Annotated in this window: 20 protein-coding genes; 13 read left to right on the forward strand and 7 right to left on the reverse strand. The window is 38.6% G+C overall.

Annotation, left to right across the window (positions count from 1 at the left end):
* Nucleotides 1-232 precede the first annotated feature (232 nt).
* Nucleotides 233-586: a phenylpyruvate tautomerase MIF-related protein gene (locus tag XEN7305_RS04570; RefSeq protein WP_006508180.1), complete on the forward strand. Its 354-nt coding sequence runs from the start codon at nucleotides 233-235 to the stop codon at nucleotides 584-586.
* Between the two features lie 129 nt (nucleotides 587-715).
* A complete protein-coding gene (locus tag XEN7305_RS04575; RefSeq protein WP_006508181.1) occupies nucleotides 716-1,300 on the forward strand; it encodes an NADPH-dependent FMN reductase in 585 nt (194 codons plus the stop codon).
* On the opposite strand, the gene XEN7305_RS04580 is transcribed toward XEN7305_RS04575, so the two are convergent.
* From XEN7305_RS04580 to hemE, 3 genes are all read right to left on the reverse strand, one after another.
* On the reverse strand, nucleotides 1,297-1,764 hold the full coding sequence (locus XEN7305_RS04580) for a DUF2062 domain-containing protein (protein WP_052035134.1): 468 nt from the start codon (nucleotides 1,762-1,764) through the stop codon (nucleotides 1,297-1,299). The two genes, XEN7305_RS04575 and XEN7305_RS04580, sit on opposite strands and share 4 nt — an antisense overlap.
* A 252-nt stretch (nucleotides 1,765-2,016) precedes the next feature.
* On the reverse strand, nucleotides 2,017-2,979 hold the full coding sequence (locus XEN7305_RS04585) for an NAD(P)-dependent oxidoreductase (protein WP_006508183.1): 963 nt from the start codon (nucleotides 2,977-2,979) through the stop codon (nucleotides 2,017-2,019).
* 89 nt (nucleotides 2,980-3,068) lie between these two features.
* Nucleotides 3,069-4,115, reverse strand: a complete 1,047-nt coding sequence (hemE, locus tag XEN7305_RS04590; protein ID WP_006508184.1) for a uroporphyrinogen decarboxylase — start codon at nucleotides 4,113-4,115, stop codon at nucleotides 3,069-3,071.
* A gap of 252 nt (nucleotides 4,116-4,367) precedes the next feature.
* On the opposite strand from hemE, the gene XEN7305_RS04595 reads away from it, so the two are divergent.
* Both XEN7305_RS04595 and XEN7305_RS26395 read left to right on the forward strand, forming a co-directional pair.
* Nucleotides 4,368-5,399: an ABC transporter substrate-binding protein gene (locus XEN7305_RS04595; RefSeq protein WP_006508185.1), complete on the forward strand. Its 1,032-nt coding sequence runs from the start codon at nucleotides 4,368-4,370 to the stop codon at nucleotides 5,397-5,399.
* A 240-nt stretch (nucleotides 5,400-5,639) separates the two neighbouring features.
* The gene (locus XEN7305_RS26395; RefSeq protein ID WP_006508186.1) at nucleotides 5,640-7,718 is read left to right on the forward strand and encodes a serine/threonine-protein kinase; all 2,079 of its coding nucleotides are present in this window, start codon (nucleotides 5,640-5,642) and stop codon (nucleotides 7,716-7,718) included.
* A gap of 40 nt (nucleotides 7,719-7,758) precedes the next feature.
* On the opposite strand, the gene XEN7305_RS04605 is transcribed toward XEN7305_RS26395, so the two are convergent.
* Nucleotides 7,759-8,340, reverse strand: coding sequence for a Uma2 family endonuclease (locus XEN7305_RS04605; protein ID WP_006508187.1), 582 nt, complete (start codon nucleotides 8,338-8,340; stop codon nucleotides 7,759-7,761).
* A gap of 130 nt (nucleotides 8,341-8,470) precedes the next feature.
* On the opposite strand from XEN7305_RS04605, the gene gatA reads away from it, so the two are divergent.
* Both gatA and XEN7305_RS04615 read left to right on the forward strand, forming a co-directional pair.
* Nucleotides 8,471-9,928, forward strand: a complete 1,458-nt coding sequence (gene gatA, locus XEN7305_RS04610) for an Asp-tRNA(Asn)/Glu-tRNA(Gln) amidotransferase subunit GatA (RefSeq protein WP_006508188.1) — start codon at nucleotides 8,471-8,473, stop codon at nucleotides 9,926-9,928.
* Between the two features lie 199 nt (nucleotides 9,929-10,127).
* Complete coding sequence (locus tag XEN7305_RS04615) at nucleotides 10,128-10,571, forward strand: hypothetical protein (protein WP_006508189.1); 444 nt, start codon at nucleotides 10,128-10,130, stop codon at nucleotides 10,569-10,571.
* Nucleotides 10,572-10,661: 90 nt separating this feature from the next.
* Here XEN7305_RS04615 and XEN7305_RS04620 read toward each other — a convergent pair whose 3' ends face one another.
* A complete protein-coding gene (locus XEN7305_RS04620; protein WP_006508190.1) occupies nucleotides 10,662-11,627 on the reverse strand; it encodes a ribose-phosphate pyrophosphokinase in 966 nt (321 codons plus the stop codon).
* 552 nt (nucleotides 11,628-12,179) lie between these two features.
* On the opposite strand from XEN7305_RS04620, the gene bioD reads away from it, so the two are divergent.
* A complete protein-coding gene (gene bioD / locus XEN7305_RS04625) occupies nucleotides 12,180-12,902 on the forward strand; it encodes a dethiobiotin synthase (RefSeq protein WP_006508191.1) in 723 nt (240 codons plus the stop codon).
* A 399-nt stretch (nucleotides 12,903-13,301) separates the two neighbouring features.
* Here bioD and XEN7305_RS04630 read toward each other — a convergent pair whose 3' ends face one another.
* On the reverse strand, nucleotides 13,302-15,458 hold the full coding sequence (locus XEN7305_RS04630) for a hypothetical protein (protein WP_006508192.1): 2,157 nt from the start codon (nucleotides 15,456-15,458) through the stop codon (nucleotides 13,302-13,304).
* Nucleotides 15,459-15,746: 288 nt separating this feature from the next.
* Here XEN7305_RS04630 and aroB point away from each other — a divergent pair, with 288 nt between their 5' ends.
* The 6 genes from aroB to XEN7305_RS04660 all read left to right on the forward strand — a co-directional run bounded on the left by aroB (nucleotide 15,747) and on the right by XEN7305_RS04660 (nucleotide 18,440).
* Entirely contained in the window at nucleotides 15,747-16,829 is a 1,083-nt protein-coding gene (aroB, locus tag XEN7305_RS04635; protein ID WP_006508193.1) for a 3-dehydroquinate synthase, read from the forward strand.
* Between the two features lie 122 nt (nucleotides 16,830-16,951).
* Nucleotides 16,952-17,191, forward strand: a complete 240-nt coding sequence (locus tag XEN7305_RS04640) for a hypothetical protein (RefSeq protein WP_006508194.1) — start codon at nucleotides 16,952-16,954, stop codon at nucleotides 17,189-17,191.
* Entirely contained in the window at nucleotides 17,181-17,525 is a 345-nt protein-coding gene (locus XEN7305_RS04645) for a type II toxin-antitoxin system PemK/MazF family toxin (protein ID WP_006508195.1), read from the forward strand. Before XEN7305_RS04640 ends, XEN7305_RS04645 begins: the two co-directional genes overlap by 11 nt.
* 164 nt (nucleotides 17,526-17,689) lie before the next feature.
* Nucleotides 17,690-17,905, forward strand: coding sequence for a type II toxin-antitoxin system HicB family antitoxin (locus XEN7305_RS04650; RefSeq protein ID WP_006508196.1), 216 nt, complete (start codon nucleotides 17,690-17,692; stop codon nucleotides 17,903-17,905).
* A 108-nt stretch (nucleotides 17,906-18,013) separates the two neighbouring features.
* A complete protein-coding gene (locus XEN7305_RS04655) occupies nucleotides 18,014-18,214 on the forward strand; it encodes a type II toxin-antitoxin system HicA family toxin (protein WP_040896758.1) in 201 nt (66 codons plus the stop codon).
* A gap of 10 nt (nucleotides 18,215-18,224) precedes the next feature.
* Nucleotides 18,225-18,440: a hypothetical protein gene (locus XEN7305_RS04660; RefSeq protein WP_006508197.1), complete on the forward strand. Its 216-nt coding sequence runs from the start codon at nucleotides 18,225-18,227 to the stop codon at nucleotides 18,438-18,440.
* Between the two features lie 119 nt (nucleotides 18,441-18,559).
* On the opposite strand, the gene XEN7305_RS28900 is transcribed toward XEN7305_RS04660, so the two are convergent.
* Nucleotides 18,560-18,858, reverse strand: a 299-nt coding sequence (locus tag XEN7305_RS28900) for a hypothetical protein (RefSeq protein ID WP_006508198.1), incomplete at its 5' end; no start/stop codon positions are given.

Below are 18,858 nucleotides of genomic sequence, written 5' to 3' on the forward strand. Positions count from 1 at the left end.
GTAGGCGTAAATAAGCTATCTATCAACGAGGAGTAAAAAGCTGATGTATCAAGACTTATTACTCATTACTTATTACTTATTACTTCCGCGCAGCGGCACTAGTTGGTCTTTCTGATTGCGATCGCACAATTTAGATCTTCTAAATACATTCAAAATTCAGGTAAAATAGTCCCACATATTTTCTATCCTCCTTGCCGATGACTATTGTTTGTCGTGGAACTCAATATTATTTATGCCTTTAATCAAAGTTCAATCTTCCATTGCCACTCCCAAGCAAGCTCAAATAGAAAGTCTCTTAAGCAGCTTATCGGCAAAACTCGCAAAACATTTCGGTAAACCAGAATCCTATGTAATGACGATTTTTGAATCTGACATTCCCATGACCTTTGGCGGGACTTTAGAACCTGTTTGTTATGTAGAGATTAAAAACATTGGCACGATGAAGCCAGAACAGACCAAAGCAATGAGTTCTGATTTTTGCCAACAAATCGAATCAGAATTAGGCGTTAAAGCTAGCCGTATTTATATTGAATTTGCCGATGCCCAAAGACATCTTTGGGGTTGGAATGGCAGTACTTTTGGCTAAACAAAATTAATGGTATCGCGGAGTGGTTCTCGGAATTCTGCTGTTCCCTGTTCCCTGTTCCCCATTCCCTAAAGCGATGCTTTAACGGATATAAGGATTGTTAAATATTTATTTTACAGGAATAACTTAATGCCTAATCAACCAAAAATTCTGGCTTTTGCTGGGAGCTCTCGTATTGACTCGTTTAATAAAAAGTTAGCCAAATTTGCGATCGCAGAAGCGAGCAAAGCAGGAGCAGAAGTCACCTATATAGATATGCTTGATTATCCCTTGCCTCTATTCAATGAGGATTTGGAAACAAAAGAAGGTTTACCGCCAAAAGTTTTGGAATTTAAGCGTCTTTTGCGTGAACACCAAGGATTTATCATCTCTTGTCCCGAATATAATGGCTCTATTACTCCATTGTTAAAGAACGCTATTGACTGGGCATCGCGTCCCGAACTAAATGAAGAGTCCTTAAGCTGTTTCAAAGGTAAAGTAGCCGCTCTGTTAGCGACTTCTCCTGGGGCTTTAGGTGGCATTAGAGGCTTAGTTCATGTTCGCGCCATTTTGGAAGGGATTGGGGTGCTGGTTATTCCCGAACAAAAAGCCATTCCCAATGCAGAGCAAGCTTTTGATCCATCAGGGCAGCTCACGGACGGAAGACAGGCTCAAGGAGTCGCAGCGATCGCGCAAAAGCTCACGGAAGTAACTACGAAACTTTATTATTCCTAATTGACCCGGTCTGCTATGTTTTTTTTGCTTTTTCGAAGACGTCGTAGAAAATAGAAACTAGCAAAGTAGCCAATCACCCCAGTAATCGCGCCGACAACGCAGCAACCAATTAATAAGGTAATAACTAATTCTGGCCCTAGAGCCAGAAAAGATTCCAAGGAATCACGATCCTGGAGGGTTGAAGTCGTTTCGATTCCTAATAACCATTGTCCGACTTTAAAATTCAAAAATAAAATAGGAACATAAGTTAGGGGGTTGCTAATCCAAGTTCCAGCGATCGCGGCAATTTTACTGCCGCGCACCAAACTAGCGAGGACAATGCCCATAACAGATTGCAAGCCAAAAAAAGGAAAACAGCCGGCAAATACTCCTACAGCAATTCCTCTAGCAACTACTTCAGGGTGACCACGTAATTTCTTGAGGCTTACAATCATTAATCGAAAAGGCTTTTTAACCCAGTACATTAATGATTTTCGACGATGATTTTTTATAGTTGAATTTTGAGGGTAGATGAAATTACTCGACAGACGCGAGGAATCTTCCTGACATAATTTACCCATGTAGAATATTCGCGGTAATTCTTGGATTGTAAACTTACTATTTTCCATAGTACACAATAAATGCCTATTAAGAAAAGCTACAAATTGAGAAAAAAGTTCTAACAAATGACTTTGTATTCTAAATTACCTTGAATTTTTTATAATGAGAATATTAGATTATAAGCCCGAAAGTTTCATAACATCATTAATGGTGGAACAGTAAGTTGTCAGGCCAAAGCTTGCCGGAGTAATTGTTTTTTTATGGGTAAAATGACGATAATTTAGGGAAAAATAGCTCCAGGAATCCATCTGAATGCGGAATATTTTCACGAAAATATTAATCAACCAAATATAAAGTGGAATGCGGACATAAAGTTTTTTATTGAAATACTGACAAATTTGGGCGATCGCATCATTGGCCGTAATCATTTTATTACCTAACACCAAATATGTTAGCGATTGGGTATTTTCTTCTGTCACTAACGCCTGGGGATTCTGAATTAAGTAAGTGACAATTTGGGCAATATCTTGACCATGAACAAAGTGAAAACTGCCATCAACTTTAAAACAACGAATTAGATCAATCCATTTAATGACTTCAGGCAAGCCGGAAGTGAGATGGGAATAGGGCTTATTGTTGTCGCCCCCAAAAACTAGAGTAGGAAATAAAACCGTAATGCGATCGGCAATTTCTAGTTTAGACAATCCAGATAAACATTGATATTTAGTTCTAATATAATCTGTCCCAAATTGATTAGCCTCTGGTAATAATTGATTATGGCGATCTAAAACACTTGCAGTGGAAAAATATAATACCTGTTCACAGATGCTAGGATTCAACATTTTTAGTAATGCCAGGGTCTTGACCACGTTAATATCGTAAGCCTCGATCGCTCCCCCCCAAGAAGTAGCCGCGAGTATAGCTATATTAATTTCTTTGAGCAAAAGATCGCTATGATCAGCAATATCTCGCAAATCACCCTTGAGAAGATGGATCCGTGGAGAATCTTGCCAGTCAAATTGCAATTTGTCAGGATTTCTAACTAATAAATATAGCTGATGCTCGGTATGCTTAATTAAACTTTCTACAATATAGTGTCCAATACAACCACTCGCACCAGTGATAAAAATTCGCTTCATATTAATAGGGGATAGAGAAAAGACTAAATATACACTTTACAAATATATACTTTACAATTATTTCCCGTTCCCCTATAAATAATTCAAATTTAGTATTTTAACCCTTTGGAAGTCTCGAAGAAGCAGCGGACATTCTCCTCTGGAGTTCCTACCAAAACACCATGGCCTAAATTCAGAATATGACCTTCATTGCCTGCTTTACGCACTGTATCGTGAATGCGATCGCGAATCAGATCGTGAGAACCAAACAAAACACCAGGATCAATATTGCCCTGGACTTTCATATCGGGGCCCAATCTTCTTCTAGCATCTGCCATATCAACAGTCCAATCAACACTGACAATATCAACTCCAGACTGACCCATTTTTTCTAAAACCCCAGCACTACCACTGATGTAAAGGATTAAAGGCGTGTCAGGATGGGTTTCCTTCACTTGGCGTACCACTTGTTGCTGATAGGGCAAAGCAAAAGTTTCATAGTCTTGAGGACTTAAATATCCAGCCCAAGAATCGAATAATTGCACCACCTGGGCCCCACAGTCGATTTGATAACGCACATAAACTGCGATCGCATCAGCAATCTTACTGAGGAACTTATGTAACATCTCAGGTTGGTTAAACGCCATTCCCTTAATGATGGAATAGTTCTTAGAACCTTTACCTTCAATGGAATAAGCCGCCAAAGTCCAAGGAGCACCCACAAAACCCAAAAGAGTAGACTTGTTATTAATTTCTGAGCTCAGAGTTTGCAGAATAGTTTTGATAAAAGGTAAAGACTTTTCAGGGTCCAATTCATGAAGCTTGTCAATTTGCTCTTGAGTCCTAATAGGAGTTTCAAACAAAGGGCCTTTACTCTCAACAATATCAAAATCAATACCAATACCAGGTAAAGGAGTTAAAATATCAGAAAACATAATCACCCCGTCAGGTTGGAAAGCAGACCAAGGTTGCAAAGAAATTTCAATAGCAATATCTGCATTTTCCGAACGTTCCCGAAAACTGGGATATTTCTCCCTTAAATCCCGATAAACCTTCATATATCTGCCCGCTTGGCGCATCATCCAGACAGGAGGACGATCAACCTTTTCCCCACGAGCTGCCTTTAAAAGTAAAGGAGTTTCTGTTAACTCTGTCATTTTCGTAATGTCTTTATAGCAATTTTTGAGTGCATTTGTTAGTTTACATTGCTAGTGTACTTCCAAGACCATAGTAATTGTGTAGTTATGTGTAGATCTCGGCTCTCTAAAGCTTTGCAATTCCCAACTCTAAATGCTTAATATACAAAAATGTCATAATCCAATGAATTCAACTCAATATTTCATGTCATAATCCTTGTGTTTAAACAGAAAGGAATACTCAAGAAATAAGAGCTTTATGAAAGTGCAATTATGTGGAATAAGAATCAATTCAAATTTAAATCATGGGTTTCTCGACTAATCCTATTTATAGTTACTTTAATTGTTCCTTTAATCATTCATGGCTGTATTTTTCAACAGAATAATGCTCTTAAAACCTTCAGAGTAGGTATTAATAATTGGCCGGGATTTGACATTGTGCTTTATGCTCAAGAAACAGGGATGTTTAAAAATCGCGGTCTTGAAGTTGAATTGGTGCGATTTCAAAACGGCTCGGATGCAGCTAGGGCAATGCTTCGAGGATCTGTTGATGCTGCTTTCGGGTCGCTTTGGGAAGTTAAACAAATAGATCCAGGGAATGACAAACCTATCTTTGTGTTGGTCACCAATATTTCCGCTGGTTCTGACGGTATTGTTACCCAGCCAAACTTTAAATCTGTTGAAGATTTAAAAGGCAAAAAAGTCGGGGCAAAGCTCGGAACTGTTAACCATTTAATTTTACTGGAAGCCCTCAAGTTATACGATCTCAAGCCCACAGATGTTGAAATCGATAATATATCAAATCAAGCTGCTGCGCAGAAAATGCAAAAATCTCTTTTGGATGCAGCGGTAATTTGGGAGCCATTATTGAGTAACACAGCACAAAATATTCAAGGAAATATTGTCTATACAACCAAGGATCTCGATAGTTTGGTGATTGATGGTTTAGTGACTCGCTCAGAGACACTAGACAACAAAGAAGAGGAATTAACAAGATTTATTGTGACTTGGTTTGATCTCATGGAAGTAGTGGACAATAAATCTAATGAGGTTTTTGAGATAGTGAGTCAGCAATTAGATCAAACCCCAGAATCTTTTGCTCAAGATTATGCTGGGCTTAAAAAGGGTGATATTGCGATGAATCGGAGAATGTTTAAAAATCAAGGTCGTTTGTCAGAAATACTACCACAACTTACTGCTTTATTGCAGGAAGATCTCAGGCATGGCCGCATTATTAGAGATGATGTTGAAATAAATGGAGAAGCTGTAATGAAAGCTCTTGAAAAATGGCAACCAAAAACCTGAAAAGTTATTTTTAATAGGTTTTAGTTTTTAGGTTTTGGGTTTTAGGTTGAAAAGAGTCATATTATGAAATAATTTGTCATGGTTTCCGGCCAAGAAAAAATGGTAACATGAACCTAATCGAGGGGATTTACTATATCAATTTAAATTTTGTGTGCCTTGTCTCGGAGCTTGATATTAGCCTATCTGAAACGTTGACAAAGTCAAAACCGATGTGAGTGTTTTGTAAGGGGACAGAAGAGTTTGGCGATTTTAAATAAATTATTGGGTGGACATTATCGAGTTGTCCAAAACCTGGAAGAAGGAGGGTTAGCTAAAACCTACATCGCAGAAGACCATCATCGACCAGGTCATCCCAAATGTGCTGTCAAACTCCTCAAACCAGCTAGTAATAAGCCTGGATTTTTGCCCACGGCGAGACGTCTTTTTCGGCAGGAAGCAGAAGTTCTAGAAAAACTGGGGCAGCATCCTCAGATCCCTCGACTATTAGCTTACTTTGAAGAAAACCGAGAATTTTATCTAGTACAAGAATTTATTGAAGGTCACACTCTTACTAAAGAACTGCCACGGAGTCACTGTTGGGCAGAAAGCAAAGTGATCCAGATGCTCGAAGAGGTGTTGCTAATTCTAGAATTTGTTCATGGCTATGGCGTAATTCATCGCGATATCAAGCCCAATAATTTGATTAGACGGCAGAAAGATGGGCGGCTGGTTCTAATAGATTTTGGTGCAGTCAAGCAGGTTAGCGCTCCTCAAATTGGGAGCAATTTACTGTTTAGCCATAAAACAGTAGCGATTGGAACTCAAGGATATATGCCCACAGAGCAGATCCGAGGGAAACCACGCTTAAATAGCGATATTTATGCCTTGGGAATGCTTGGCATTCAAGCCTTAACAGGAGTCTATCCTGTTGAGTTGGAAGAAGATGCTGAGGGTGAAGTTATTTGGCAAGATAAATCGGAAGTAAGTGGGGAGCTAGCAGCAATTCTCAATAAAATGACACGGTACCATTTTAAGGATCGTTATCAGTCTGTCGCGGAAGTATTAGAGCAAATCCATTCATTAACAAAGCCTCAAAGTTTGACTCAGTCAAATTTGGTCACAGTGAATTTAGAGTTGGTTGATGAATCTGAGATTGAGACGCAAGAGATTGAGACGCAAGAGATTGAGACACAAGAGATTGAGACGCAAGAGATTGAGCAACAAATGGCTTCTACCAGGATTGAGGCTTCTGTGATTGGTGAACAGAAAGCTGTTCCTAAAACGGAGTTATGGAAAACTAAGCTGCTAATCTCTTCAGATTCTTCAGTGCCATCAGCAGGAATTCTAGTTCCCAAAAAAATAGGTTTTAACTATGATTGTGCCTCACTATTTGTGCGTCTTAATAAATCCCGTCTGTTGATTGGCACCGGCATGATGTCTGTACTTGTGGGAATCTTGGCTGGGTTCAATTATATAAATAATAATCATTTAGCAGCAGAGCGAGCCCTGACTCAAATTGAGAATTTAAAGACCCAGGGAAAATATCAAGAATGTTGGCAACAAGCACTAAAATTTTCCCAAGATTATTCATCTTTACAAACGATCGCGGCAGACTTGCAGTCTCAATGTTATCAGTCTCAGGCAGAGCTTACCTTAATAGCAGCGAAGGATTTGGCTGAACAAAGCAATTTAAAAGATGCGATCGCCCTAGCAGCCCAAGTCCCTGAAGATGCGAATCTTTATTCTCAGGCCCAACAATTGATGTCTCAATGGGCGGACAAAATGCTCGAAATCGCCAGTAATAAGTATCAGGAAGGAAATCTTCAATTGGCGATCGCGATCGCCGAGGCCGTTCCGGCTCTCACCCCCACCGCAGAAAAAGTAGAGGCCACAATTGCTCAATGGGAAGAAGAATGGCAGAAAAATACACTTCATCTGCAAACAGCTCAGCAGAAATTAAGTGAGGGTCGTTGGCAGGATGCGATTAAGGAGGCTCAGCAGCTTAGCAATACCGACTATTGGCAAAAGCAGGGTCAACCAATTATTGATCAAGCAAAAGCGAAAATTATCGCGGCTCAGAAGGCAGCAGCCAAAGCCAATAATCGAGTTACTACGTCCCCAAGAAAACAAACCTCTAACCGCCAAACAGTTAATCGCTCAAGGTCAGTCAATAGTTCCAGATCGGCAAATCAATCCAGACCGATTACTATCTCAAAACCAATTGATAAAACCAGACAAGTCAATAAATCTGGATCAGCTAATAACTCTAACTCTAATCCTCGTTATACCAGCAAAATGACTTGTAAGTATATTGGTGATCATCCTAAATGTCCGAGATAATCTTAAATTGATTTTATCTGGACTGAATTTGGCAACACCTTCAAAAAATATTACTTAAATCTAAAACAAACTCAGGTAGGATATCTTCTCCGAATAGAGTTTGAGGATTATCTAAAATCTCTACTTGCTGTCCAAATCTATATATCTCAACTGTTCTTGCCGATGGCTCAATTAACCAACCAAGTTTAACTCCATTATCTAAATATTCCTGCATCTTCGCCTGCAAATCTTGATATCTTTGATTCTTAAGATCACTAGGACTTACTAATTCGATCGCAAAATCAGGAGCGATGGGAGGAAAACCTTGCTTTTCTTTGAGAGTCAATGCATTCCAACGCTCTAATCTAATCCAGCTAACATCAGGACTTCTTCTCGCACCATTAGGTAAAACAAACACAGTAGAAGAATCAAAAGCTTCTCCGAGTTTTGTTTGACGATTCCAATTTCCCAAATCTAGGTATAAATTAAAATTTTTTCTGCCTGCCTCCCCACCAGTAGGACTCATGACAATTAATTCTCCATCTTTAGTCAACTCCATGCGTGCTAGCTGTTCGGCAGATGCTAGTTGAGCAAATTGTTCGGTTGTTACTCTGAATCCCTGGGGAATAGCGATTGCTTCCATATTTGTTGGCTCAAATCTCTTCCCCAATTATAAAACTAGTAACGCTATTGAGATTTTTACTTACCTTTGAGAGCAACTCGCGATTAGCCATTAGAATATAAATTCTGTAAGCTTAAATATTTATAGCTAAATGTCTCAAGAAACTATTAAGGAATTACATCAACAGCTAGTTAGTAAAAAACGTTCCGCCCTAGAAATTACTCAGGAAACTTTAGAACGGATTACAAGCTTAGAACCCAACGTCAGAGCTTTCTTATCGATCACTGATGATTACGCCTTAGAACAAGCCCAACAAGTCGATAACAAGATTGCGGCAGGCTCAGAAATTGGGATCTTAGAAGGTATTCCTATTGGCATCAAAGATAATATGTGTACCAAAGGGATTAAAACTACCTGCGCATCCCGAATCTTGGAGAATTTTGTCCCTCCCTATGAATCTACCGTTACCCAGAAACTAAAAGATGCTGGGGCAGTGATGGTGGGAAAAACTAACCTCGATGAGTTTGCCATGGGAAGTTCTACCGAAAACTCTGGCTATCAGGTAACTGCTAATCCTTGGGATCTTGAGCGAGTCCCTGGTGGATCGTCTGGGGGCTCGGCTGCTGCGGTTGCTGCCAATGAATGTGTAGTTTCTTTGGGTTCGGATACTGGAGGCTCAATTCGCCAACCGGCCTCTTTTTGTGGGGTTATTGGATTGAAACCAACTTATGGTTTGGTCTCCCGTTTTGGATTAGTTGCCTATGCTTCTTCTTTGGATCAAATTGGGCCCTTTGCTCGTAATGTCGAAGATGCCGCGATCCTGTTGGGTGCGATCGCAGGCCATGATCCACGGGACTCCACAAGTCTTAAATTAGAAATCCCCGATTATACCCAATATCTTAAACCAGAACTCAAAAAGGGTTTAAAAGTGGGAATCATCACAGAGACTTTTGGGGAAGGTTTAGAGTCAACTGTTGCCGCATCTGTCCAAAAGGCGATCGCGCAGCTAAAAGATTTAGGAGCCGAAATCAAAGAGATCTCTTGTCCCCGTTTTCGTTATGGTTTGCCTGCCTACTATATGATTGCACCATCGGAAGCCTCAGCAAACTTAGCCCGTTATGACGCGGTTAAATATGGCATCCGTAAAGAGGCTGAAAATCTAGTTAATATGTACACGGGCACTCGTGCTACTGGTTTTGGCGATGAAGTGAAAAGACGAATTATGCTTGGGACTTACGCCTTGTCTGCGGGATACTATGATGCTTACTATCTCAAAGCCCAGAAGGTTCGGACTTTGATTAAGCAAGACTTTGAAAATGCTTTTGCAGAAGTTGATGTGTTGGTTTCTCCCACAGCACCAAGTACAGCTTTTAAAGCAGGAGAAAAAACTGCCGATCCTCTTGCAATGTACCTTTCCGATTTGATGACTATTCCCGTAAATCTAGCTGGCCTGCCAGGAATGAATGTTCCCTGTGGATTTGATGATGCGGGTTTGCCTATTGGAATGCAACTAATTAGCAATGTGTTGCGTGAAGATGTCTTGTTTCATGTAGCTCATGCCTATGAACAAGCTACGGAATGGCATAAAAAACAACCTCAGATAAGGTAAAAAGGTTTTGGGTATTAGGTGTTAGGTATTAGGTAAATCCCGAAAAACAATAAATTTAGCCAGGATAGACGCCTTAAAGTTAAAACATGACTTTTTCAACCAAAAAACTACCACCTAAAACCTAACACCGGTCTTAACGAGACCAAAAAATTAACAAGTTATGTTGTTTAAGATTAGTCATTTTGTTTAGGATAGAATTTTGCCATTACTCAAAATAGAACCACCAGGAATTTTTATCACTTTTTTATATTATTTTGCCTGTACCAATGTAATCATATTTTTGATTGCTTTTACTCAAAGTAGTCGCATTGGAGTAGATGAATCGGTGCTCTATGAGTTGGGCTTAGTTGTTGGTTTGCTTACTGGTATTTTGGGCGCGAAATTCAACCGTAGTGTAACGATTACCGCTACTTATAAAAAGAGCAAAAATTTCGAAAAAACAATCGGAAAAGTCATCAATGACTTAGGTTTTACTCCCAATTCTCAGTTAGAAGGGTTTACTGTCTATCAAATACCAAGTCTCAAAAGTCTTTTTGTCGGTAAACTATTTGTCCAAGTAGAAAAGCGATCGGCCACAATCATTTGTCGTGCTAGCTTGGCTAAGCAAATCAGGAAAAATGATAAGTTGCAAGAGTATTTCTAGGGAATAGGGAATAGGGAATAGGGAATAGGAAATAGGAAAGACAACTTGTCTTAAAATCGAACCTAAAACCTAAAACCTAAAACCTAACACCTATCTAAACATGCTACTTACCGAAGTGTCCTCGTGAATCCGCCAAATAGCTTCTCCTAATAAACTAGCACCAGATAGTACTGTTAATTGCTCAAATTGCTTTTCTTCAGGAATCGGAATAGTGTTCGTGACAATAACCTCCTCAAAAACACCACTAGAAAGACGAGAAGCGGCTGGGCCAGAGAACACTGGGTGAGTAGCACAAGCATAAATTTTGCTCGCACCCTCTTTCTTCAACAGTTTTCCTCCCTCAAGGAGCGTTCCCGCAGTGTCGATCATGTCGTCTACTAATACTGCTGTTTTGCCTTTGACATCCCCAATCACATTCATCACTTCTGCTACATTATGAGCCTGACGACGTTTATCAATAATAGCCAAAGGGGCATCATTCAGTTTTTTGGCAAAAGCTCTTGCCCTGGCAACCCCACCAACATCAGGGGATACGACCACTAAATCGGAGAGTTCTTTTCTTGCTAAATAATCTATTAAGACTGGAGACCCGTATACATGATCTAAGGGTATATCAAAATAACCTTGGATTTGAGCTGAGTGAAGATCCATTGCTAAGACCTTGTTAGCCCCTGCTTTAACAATCAAGTTGGCGACCAACTTAGCAGTTATGGACTCCCGTCCTGCTGTTTTGCGGTCTGCTCTAGCATAGCCATAGTAGGGAATTACTGCGGTAATTTGTCTAGCTGAAGCCCGACGACAAGCATCAATTAGGATCATGAGCTCCATTAAATTGTCGTTTACGGGATTACAACAGGGCTGAAGTAGGTAAACATCAGCTCCGCGGATGGATTCTTGTATTTGAACGTATAGCTCTCCATCGGCAAATCGCTTGCGAATCATTGGCCCGAGATCTATTCCCAAATATCGAGCTACTTCTTGAGCAAGCGGTCTGTTGGCGGAACCTGCAAATAATCGAAGACGGTTAGAGTCTGAGATTACAGGCTGCTGTATCATCGACTGAAGCAGAAAAGTTGTTGTTTGGCTCACGGCAGAATAAATTTAACTAAACTAGGTTCGCAGCAATTTTAATTATTACAATACATTGGTATTATCGGAAAACACAATACCTTTCTCTACAATTTAGACTTTACTACTATTATCATAGAAAGTTAATTTTTAAACTATTCTTTTATATTGCAAATCTTTACACCTACTTCACATATCAAATTAAAAATCAGTTTTATTGTATATCTAAATAGGTTAACTGGTCATCAGTGCATACGACGAAGTTTTTGATGGACAAGGATCATAATATATAGAATAATCATAATTTATAAATGGGCTTGCCTTTTTCTAGATACTAGAAACTTAAGAGACTCCTCATATTTTAAAAAATAGTAAAAAAAGAAAAAATTTCTAAAACTGTATATATACTCATCGACAATATATGTTGTTTAAATAATGTGATCTTTATATAAATTTAAAAATTTCTTGCAATTTTGTACGTAGTCCTACGCAGTTATAATAATAATTAATTCAGCAATTGCAACAGGTAAGAAATTTTACATGAATAATTCTCTGCTAATTACAGGCACAGATACTAACGTCGGAAAAACTTTTGTGACCACAGCTTTAGTCTATTATGTTCAAAAATATCTGCCCGATCGCAGTTTGGGGTTATTAAAACTGATGCAAACTGGAACTGGCGATCGCGAACTATATGAGAAGCTATTTGGCAATCTTGAGCCAGCAGATAATCCAAAGCAAAAAAACTCAATTAAAATTGCGACGCCTCTACATTTTCAAGCTCCTTTAGCACCTCCAATTGCCGCCGAACAAGAAGGAAAAAATATTGACTTAAGTGTGGTCTGGCAATGTTTGACAGAGTTTCAACAGCAACAAGATTTAGTCTTTATTGAAGCTTTAGGGGGCTTAGGTTCTCCTGTCACCTATGAGTTGACAGTGGCTGATATTGCAGCGGAATGGCGCTTACCAACGATTTTAGTGGTGCCAATTAAATTGGGTGCGATCGCCCAAACTGTGGCCAATGTTGCTTTAGCGAGAAGTCGGAATATAGATCTGCGCGGAATTGTGTTAAGTTGCTGTGAATTTTCTGAGCAAAACAATAACTCAGATGATTTAGCTCCTGTGGGTTTAATTGAATCTTTAACTCAAGTTCCCATACTCGGAATATTGCCCTATATTGACGATTTAACTAAAGAAAACACCTTAACTACAATCGTCTCCGATTGGGATTGGGAATTAATGCTTTCCTCCAAATTTAGTTAAATGGAATCAATCCATAGATAATAAGTTACAAATATACTCTTAGGCATAATTTTTTATCTATTAACCCCATGTTTTTTTTGAATATTAATTAAGAAAAGCCAAAGAAATACATTTTATGTTCGCCATGATACCCGCAACGATTTTCTGTGGTGTTAGCATCATTAACTGATACACCATTTACACTTATTAAAAATATGGTTTCTAATTCTAGCGCTTACGTTCTTGTTACTTTCGCTTACTTATTATTTGGCCTTGCTACTTGGTATATGTTCACTATGCTATAAGTTGCTACCTTGTATAGGTAAATAGAGAATAGTCTCTCTATTCTTTGAGATTCATTTAATTATCTATTGGATAATTAGTTATCAGGGCGATATTTTGTCGCCCTGTTTTTTTTGGTTAAGAAATACCAGTAGAAACACTAGTCGGAACACCAGCTAAATAACCTTGAGCAAGTATTGCAGATAAAATCACGGAGAGAATAGCAAGCACCATGATGATAATAGTTTTGTTTTTATTACTATTGCTTTTGAGATCTACTAGTGATAATTGCTCATCGAGCTGAGTTTGTAAGCTATCGATGGAATTTGTTTGCTCTAAGGATGTCTCTTGCAGAGATTCATAACTAGATTGTATCTGGGCTATTTGCTCTTGTAGTTCCGTAATTGTTTGCTCTAGGCTTTGCTTGTCGGTTGAGACTTGTTGTAATTTGGTTTGTTCTTGTTTTAATTGCTTTTGAGCAGTATTGATTTGTTGCTCGCGATCGCGGACTTGTTGTTCTAAGGTTTTACCTTGATTTTCTTGCTCCGCTATTTGCTCTTGAAGTTGGGAGATTTCTTGGTTTAAATTTTGATTATCGCTTGAGGCTTGTTTAGATTTAGTTTGTTCTTGGATTAATTGTTGTCGAGTACTATTGAGTTGTTGCTCGCGATCGCGGACTTGTTGTTCTAAGTTTTTCCCTTGATTTTCTTGTTGGGATAGTTGCTCTTGAAGTTGGGTAATTTCCTGTTCTAGATTTTGTTTATCTGCCGAAATCTGCTGTGAGTTATTTTGCTCTTGGGTTAGCGCTTGCTGAAGACTATTGATTTGTTGTTCGCGATCGCCAACTTGTTGTTCTAGAGTTTTGCTATAGGTTTCTTTTTCCGATAGCTGTTGTTGTAGATTAGCAGCTTCTTGTTTGCGATCATTTATTTCTTGGTGAAGATTTTTAGTCGTATCTTCTAAGGTTTGGATTTCGCTTTGTTTACCCTCTATTTGCTGTTGGAGAGAATTTTTCGCTTCAGTTTGCTCAGAGAGTTGCTGATGCAAATTATTAACTTCTCCTTCTTTACCCTGTAATTGCTGTTGAAGATTATCACGGTTACTAGTAAGTTCTTGAACCTGATTGTCTTTGTCGCCTATTTGCTGCTGTAAACTGCCAATTTCTCCTTCCTTAATAGCTAATTCTTCTTGGAGAGCATTTCTGGCTTCAGTTTGTTGAGAAAGTTGTTGTTGAACTTCATTGACTTGACCTTCTTTAGCTTGTAACTGTTGTTGAAGATTGTCACAGTTGCTAGTTAATTCTTGAATTTGATTTTGCTGATCTCCAAATTGTTCTTGTAGATTATTGTTTTCTGCTTCTTTGTCTTGTAATTGTTGTTGCAGACTATCACGATTATTAGTTAATTCCTGAACTTGATTGTTTTGACTATCTACTTGTTGTTGTAAATTTTCCAGTTCTTCTTCTTTACTTGTCAATTGCCCCCGCAGAGAATTATGGTCTTCAGTTTGTTGAGAGAGCTGCTGGTTAATCTTCTCTACTTGACCCTCTTTAGCTTCTAATTGCTTTTGAAGATTGTCGCAGTTACTAGTGAATTCTGTAATTTGATTGTTTTGATTATCTATTTGCTGTTGCAGATTAGAAATTTCTGTGTCTTTATTTGATAGCTCTTGTTTAAGATTACCACTCTTATCTGTGCTTTCTTTATATTCTGCTAGTTGCTCTTGTAGTTGCTTGATAATCGCATCTTGTTCGGCAATCTTTGAAGCTGCCTCATCATTTTTCGATACTTTTTGCGAAGAGCCTTTTTTTTGTTTTTTTAGCAGAGCTTCTAGATTTTTAATTTTAGCCGCTTGAGCTTCAGAGCTTTCATATAAATCTTGATAGCTGGCAACTTTTTCTACTAATTTGTTTTCTAGTTCTTGAATTATTGACTCAGTCTCAGAATCAGTCTTAATATCGGCCTTTTCTGTTGACTTATCTTCTTTGAGAACATTGGCTTGAGACTCAACAACCCCTTCAATAATCTTGATCTCACTATTCTTGGTTTCAGATTCGGTATTGGGATCAATAGCAATAGTCTTTCCCGCATTTTGGCTAGAAATTGCAATTTCCCCTGTGACTAAACTTTCAATTAGTTTGGATCTAGATAATCCCGCTTCCTTAGCCATTTGCTCAATATTACTAACGGCATTAGTACTTAAAGATATGCCCACTTGTTTCTTATTAAGAATAGTAGTATTGTTAGCAGGAGCTTTACGATTTTTTCTAGTCGTATTATTACTTTTTCGAGCCATTTTAATGAATCTCCAATATTAAGTTAAACTTTCATGTCTAACGAACTAAATAAGCTTATTACGTTGGGATTGCTGGACTATTTTAATTAAATTAAATTCTATTATCTTTAGCTTTGTTCCCAAATCCCGTAACACAGTAGTATAGATTAAGGGGTGGCATTCTAGGACAAAGTTTTAGATTTTAATAACTATTCTGATTCTTAATGTAATCGAAACTAGACTAAAAAAATAACGAGTCAGACTATACAATGAAAGACTGTACCTAACTTACTATCAAATTTAGTCTGTATGTCCATTTTGACCGTAAATTTGCCTCAAAACTCCTACGAAATTGCGATCGCGAAAGGTAATCTGTCGCAACTAGGTAGCCAAATGCAACAGCTAAATCTCGGCAAAAAAGTTTTATTAATCTCTAATCCCGAAATATTTGACTTTTACGGCAATACTTGCATCGAATCTCTAGAAAATGCTGGCTTTGAAGTTTGTAAACATCTGATCCCCGCAGGAGAAACCGCGAAACATCTCCAATCTATTGAGAAGGTATACGATACGGCCTTGGCTAATCGCATTGAGCGTTCTTCAACCTTAGTAGCCTTGGGTGGTGGTGTAATTGGTGATATGACAGGTTTTGCGGCGGCAACTTGGCTCAGAGGCGTGAATTTTGTCCAAGTGCCAACATCTTTGCTGGCAATGGTGGATGCTTCTGTCGGCGGAAAAACAGGAGTTAATCATCCCCAGGGCAAAAATCTGATTGGAGCTTTTTATCAGCCAAAGTTAGTACTGATAGACCCCGATGTTTTGCAGACACTTCCGGAAAGAGAATTTCGCGCAGGCATGGCAGAGGTGATTAAGTATGGTGTGATCTGGGACGAAGATTTATTTACCAAATTAGAACAGGCGTCAAATATCGATAGCTTTGCAACTATTGATCAACAATTATTAGAAACAATTTTAATTCGTTCTTGTCAGGCGAAGGCTGATGTTGTTAGTCAAGATGAAAAAGAATCGGGAATTCGGGCAATTTTAAATTATGGTCATACAATTGGTCATGCGGTGGAAAGTTTGACTAAATACCAAAAATTTGTCCATGGCGAAGCTGTGGCAATTGGCATGGTTGCAGCGGGAAAAATCGCAGTAGAAATGGGATTATGGACAGCAGAAGAGACACAACGGCAAGATGCTTTAATTCGAAAAGCTCAGTTACCAACGGAGATTCCTAGTGAGCTAGAGTTGCAAGATATTTCATCAACTTTGCAAAGTGATAAAAAGGTTAAAGCCGGAAAGGTTAGATTTGTCCTGCCGACTAAAATTGGGGAAGTGATGATTACCGATAAGGTTACGGAGGAAATTATTGGGCGATCAATCAGATAATGCTCTCAAGTAATGAAAACCATTCACAAAGTGCCAGGCTTTAATCTGATCGCAGCGTGTCAACTCTCTATTTACTAACAGAATGTTACAGTAAAATCAAACGACTATTTTCTTCTGTAATCATGCGTGCAATTGAAACAACAGGCATCCTAAATACACAAGGGCAAATCCAACTCGATCATCCCCTTGCCCAAAGCAAACCGAGTCGGGTACGAGTGATTGTGTTGATGCCAGAAGAAGATGATCTCAATGAAGCCTGGTTAGGAGCGATGTCAACCAACCCTAGCTGTGCTTTTCTGCACGATCCAGAAGAGGATATTTATACCCTTGAAGATGGTCAACCAGTAAGCTATGAAGGGTAAGATTGTTCTGATTCAGTTTCCCTTTGATGACCTATCTTCCAACAAAGTTCGTCCTGCATACTGTTTAACAAACGAGATCGGCATTTATCAACATATTATTTTTGCATTTATCACCAGTCGCATTCCTGAAAAGCCCCTCAACACAGATATTATCTTGCAACAGGAACATCTAGACTTCGCTAATAGTGGCCTTCGGCAAGCATCAACCTTACGCCTCGATCACCTCGTAACTCTTCGCCAATCGTTGATTCGGCGTGAGCTAGGTTTTCTTTCATCAGAAACTCAAGACTTTATTGCAAATATTTTGTGTCGTATCCTATGCTCTTCAAAATGACCCTACAGGCGATCGCGACTTGTCAACCCTGATTTACTAAGCGCAACATTCAGAAAAATTAAAAACTTTTAACTGACCCAAATTGGCATTAGTTGAAACTAAGTTCCCTTATATTAAAATATTTATAGAAGATCAATATAAAGTACAATCAACAATCATTGAATATGTCTTATCAAATTAATATTGTGATCGAAGAGGATAATGATGGGTTTTATGCCTATTGTCCTCAACTGGAAGGTTGTCAAAGCCAAGGGGATTCTTTGGAAGAAGCCAAACAGAATATAAATGAAGCGGTAGAACTATATATAGAAACCTTATCAGAGGAAGAGAAGCAATCTTTACTTCAGAAAAAAGTTACTAGTGCCGCTGCGCGGAAGTAATGAGTAATAAGTAATGAGTAATAAGTCTTGATACATTAGCTTTTTGCTCTTCGTTGATAGATAGCTTATTGACGCCCGCGTCCACTAGTTTAATGTTAGAGGTGCAAGTTGCCTAAGTTGCCTCGATTAACGGCTAAAGAAGCTGAAACACTTCTCTTGGATGCTGGCTTTAGGCAAATTAGAAGTAAAGGAAGTCATCGAATTTATCTTAAAGATAGTATAAGAGTTGTGATTCCTTTTCATTCTGGAATGATATTACATCCGAAGATAGTTAAACAAGTCTTTGAAGCAATTGATAAAACAATCTAAATCATAATATATGAAAACTCTTTTAGAAATTGAAGCAGCTATCAAAGAGCTACCAACAGATGAAGCTCGCAAACTTGTAGACTGGTTAAATGAATATCTTGATGATGCTTGGGATCAACAAATGAAACATGATTTAGCAACGGGAAAATTAGATAAGTTTATTGATAAAGTTGAGTCTGATATTGAAGCTAATCAGGTGAAATATTTAGATCAAAAATTAAATTAAAACAAAAGATTTTTAGCTTAATCAAAAAACTTTTGACTTTTGATATGCGGAGCGGTATCCCTTAGGGCTTTTGACTTTTGACTTTAGCGTAGCGTTACGAATCCCTAATTTTCAATTTTTCATTCTCCATTTTCAATTAAAGAAGGGTTTTTCTTTTCTGCCCAAGCAGTGAGAATGCTAGCGAGAGATTCTACTTTACATTCATCAGTAGGACAGAGTGATACTGCATTATGGGCTGCTCTCCAGCGATCGAGTTTTGCTTGCATTGGAATAATAGTTGTTAAAACATAAGCTTTGGAACCTGAATCAGTAATAGCTTGAGCCGCTTTGATCGCCTGCTCTAAAGATTTAGCCGCCTCGGGAAAATCCTCGATCTTGCCATAGGTTTCGGCAATAGTTGTCAAAAGCCTAGCTTTGT

Source organism: Xenococcus sp. PCC 7305, from assembly GCF_000332055.1.
Taxonomy (GTDB): Bacteria; Cyanobacteriota; Cyanobacteriia; order Cyanobacteriales; family Xenococcaceae; genus Xenococcus.

Excerpts from the sequence above, each read along its gene's own strand:
- XEN7305_RS04570 (WP_006508180.1), top strand. The coding sequence starts at position 233 with ATGCCTTTAATCAAAGTTCAATCTTCCATTGCCACTCCCAAGCAAGCT.
- XEN7305_RS04575 (WP_006508181.1), top strand. The coding sequence starts at position 716 with ATGCCTAATCAACCAAAAATTCTGGCTTTTGCTGGGAGCTCTCGTATT.
- XEN7305_RS04580 (WP_052035134.1), bottom strand. The coding sequence starts at position 1,764 with ATGTACTGGGTTAAAAAGCCTTTTCGATTAATGATTGTAAGCCTCAAG.
- XEN7305_RS04585 (WP_006508183.1), bottom strand. The coding sequence starts at position 2,979 with ATGAAGCGAATTTTTATCACTGGTGCGAGTGGTTGTATTGGACACTAT.
- hemE (WP_006508184.1), bottom strand. The coding sequence starts at position 4,115 with ATGACAGAGTTAACAGAAACTCCTTTACTTTTAAAGGCAGCTCGTGGG.
- XEN7305_RS04595 (WP_006508185.1), top strand. The coding sequence starts at position 4,368 with ATGTGGAATAAGAATCAATTCAAATTTAAATCATGGGTTTCTCGACTA.
- XEN7305_RS04605 (WP_006508187.1), bottom strand. The coding sequence starts at position 8,340 with ATGGAAGCAATCGCTATTCCCCAGGGATTCAGAGTAACAACCGAACAA.
- gatA (WP_006508188.1), top strand. The coding sequence starts at position 8,471 with ATGTCTCAAGAAACTATTAAGGAATTACATCAACAGCTAGTTAGTAAA.
- XEN7305_RS04620 (WP_006508190.1), bottom strand. The coding sequence starts at position 11,627 with ATGATACAGCAGCCTGTAATCTCAGACTCTAACCGTCTTCGATTATTT.
- bioD (WP_006508191.1), top strand. The coding sequence starts at position 12,180 with ATGAATAATTCTCTGCTAATTACAGGCACAGATACTAACGTCGGAAAA.
- XEN7305_RS04630 (WP_006508192.1), bottom strand. The coding sequence starts at position 15,458 with ATGGCTCGAAAAAGTAATAATACGACTAGAAAAAATCGTAAAGCTCCT.
- aroB (WP_006508193.1), top strand. The coding sequence starts at position 15,747 with ATGTCCATTTTGACCGTAAATTTGCCTCAAAACTCCTACGAAATTGCG.
- XEN7305_RS04640 (WP_006508194.1), top strand. The coding sequence starts at position 16,952 with ATGCGTGCAATTGAAACAACAGGCATCCTAAATACACAAGGGCAAATC.
- XEN7305_RS04645 (WP_006508195.1), top strand. The coding sequence starts at position 17,181 with ATGAAGGGTAAGATTGTTCTGATTCAGTTTCCCTTTGATGACCTATCT.
- XEN7305_RS04650 (WP_006508196.1), top strand. The coding sequence starts at position 17,690 with ATGTCTTATCAAATTAATATTGTGATCGAAGAGGATAATGATGGGTTT.
- XEN7305_RS04660 (WP_006508197.1), top strand. The coding sequence starts at position 18,225 with ATGAAAACTCTTTTAGAAATTGAAGCAGCTATCAAAGAGCTACCAACA.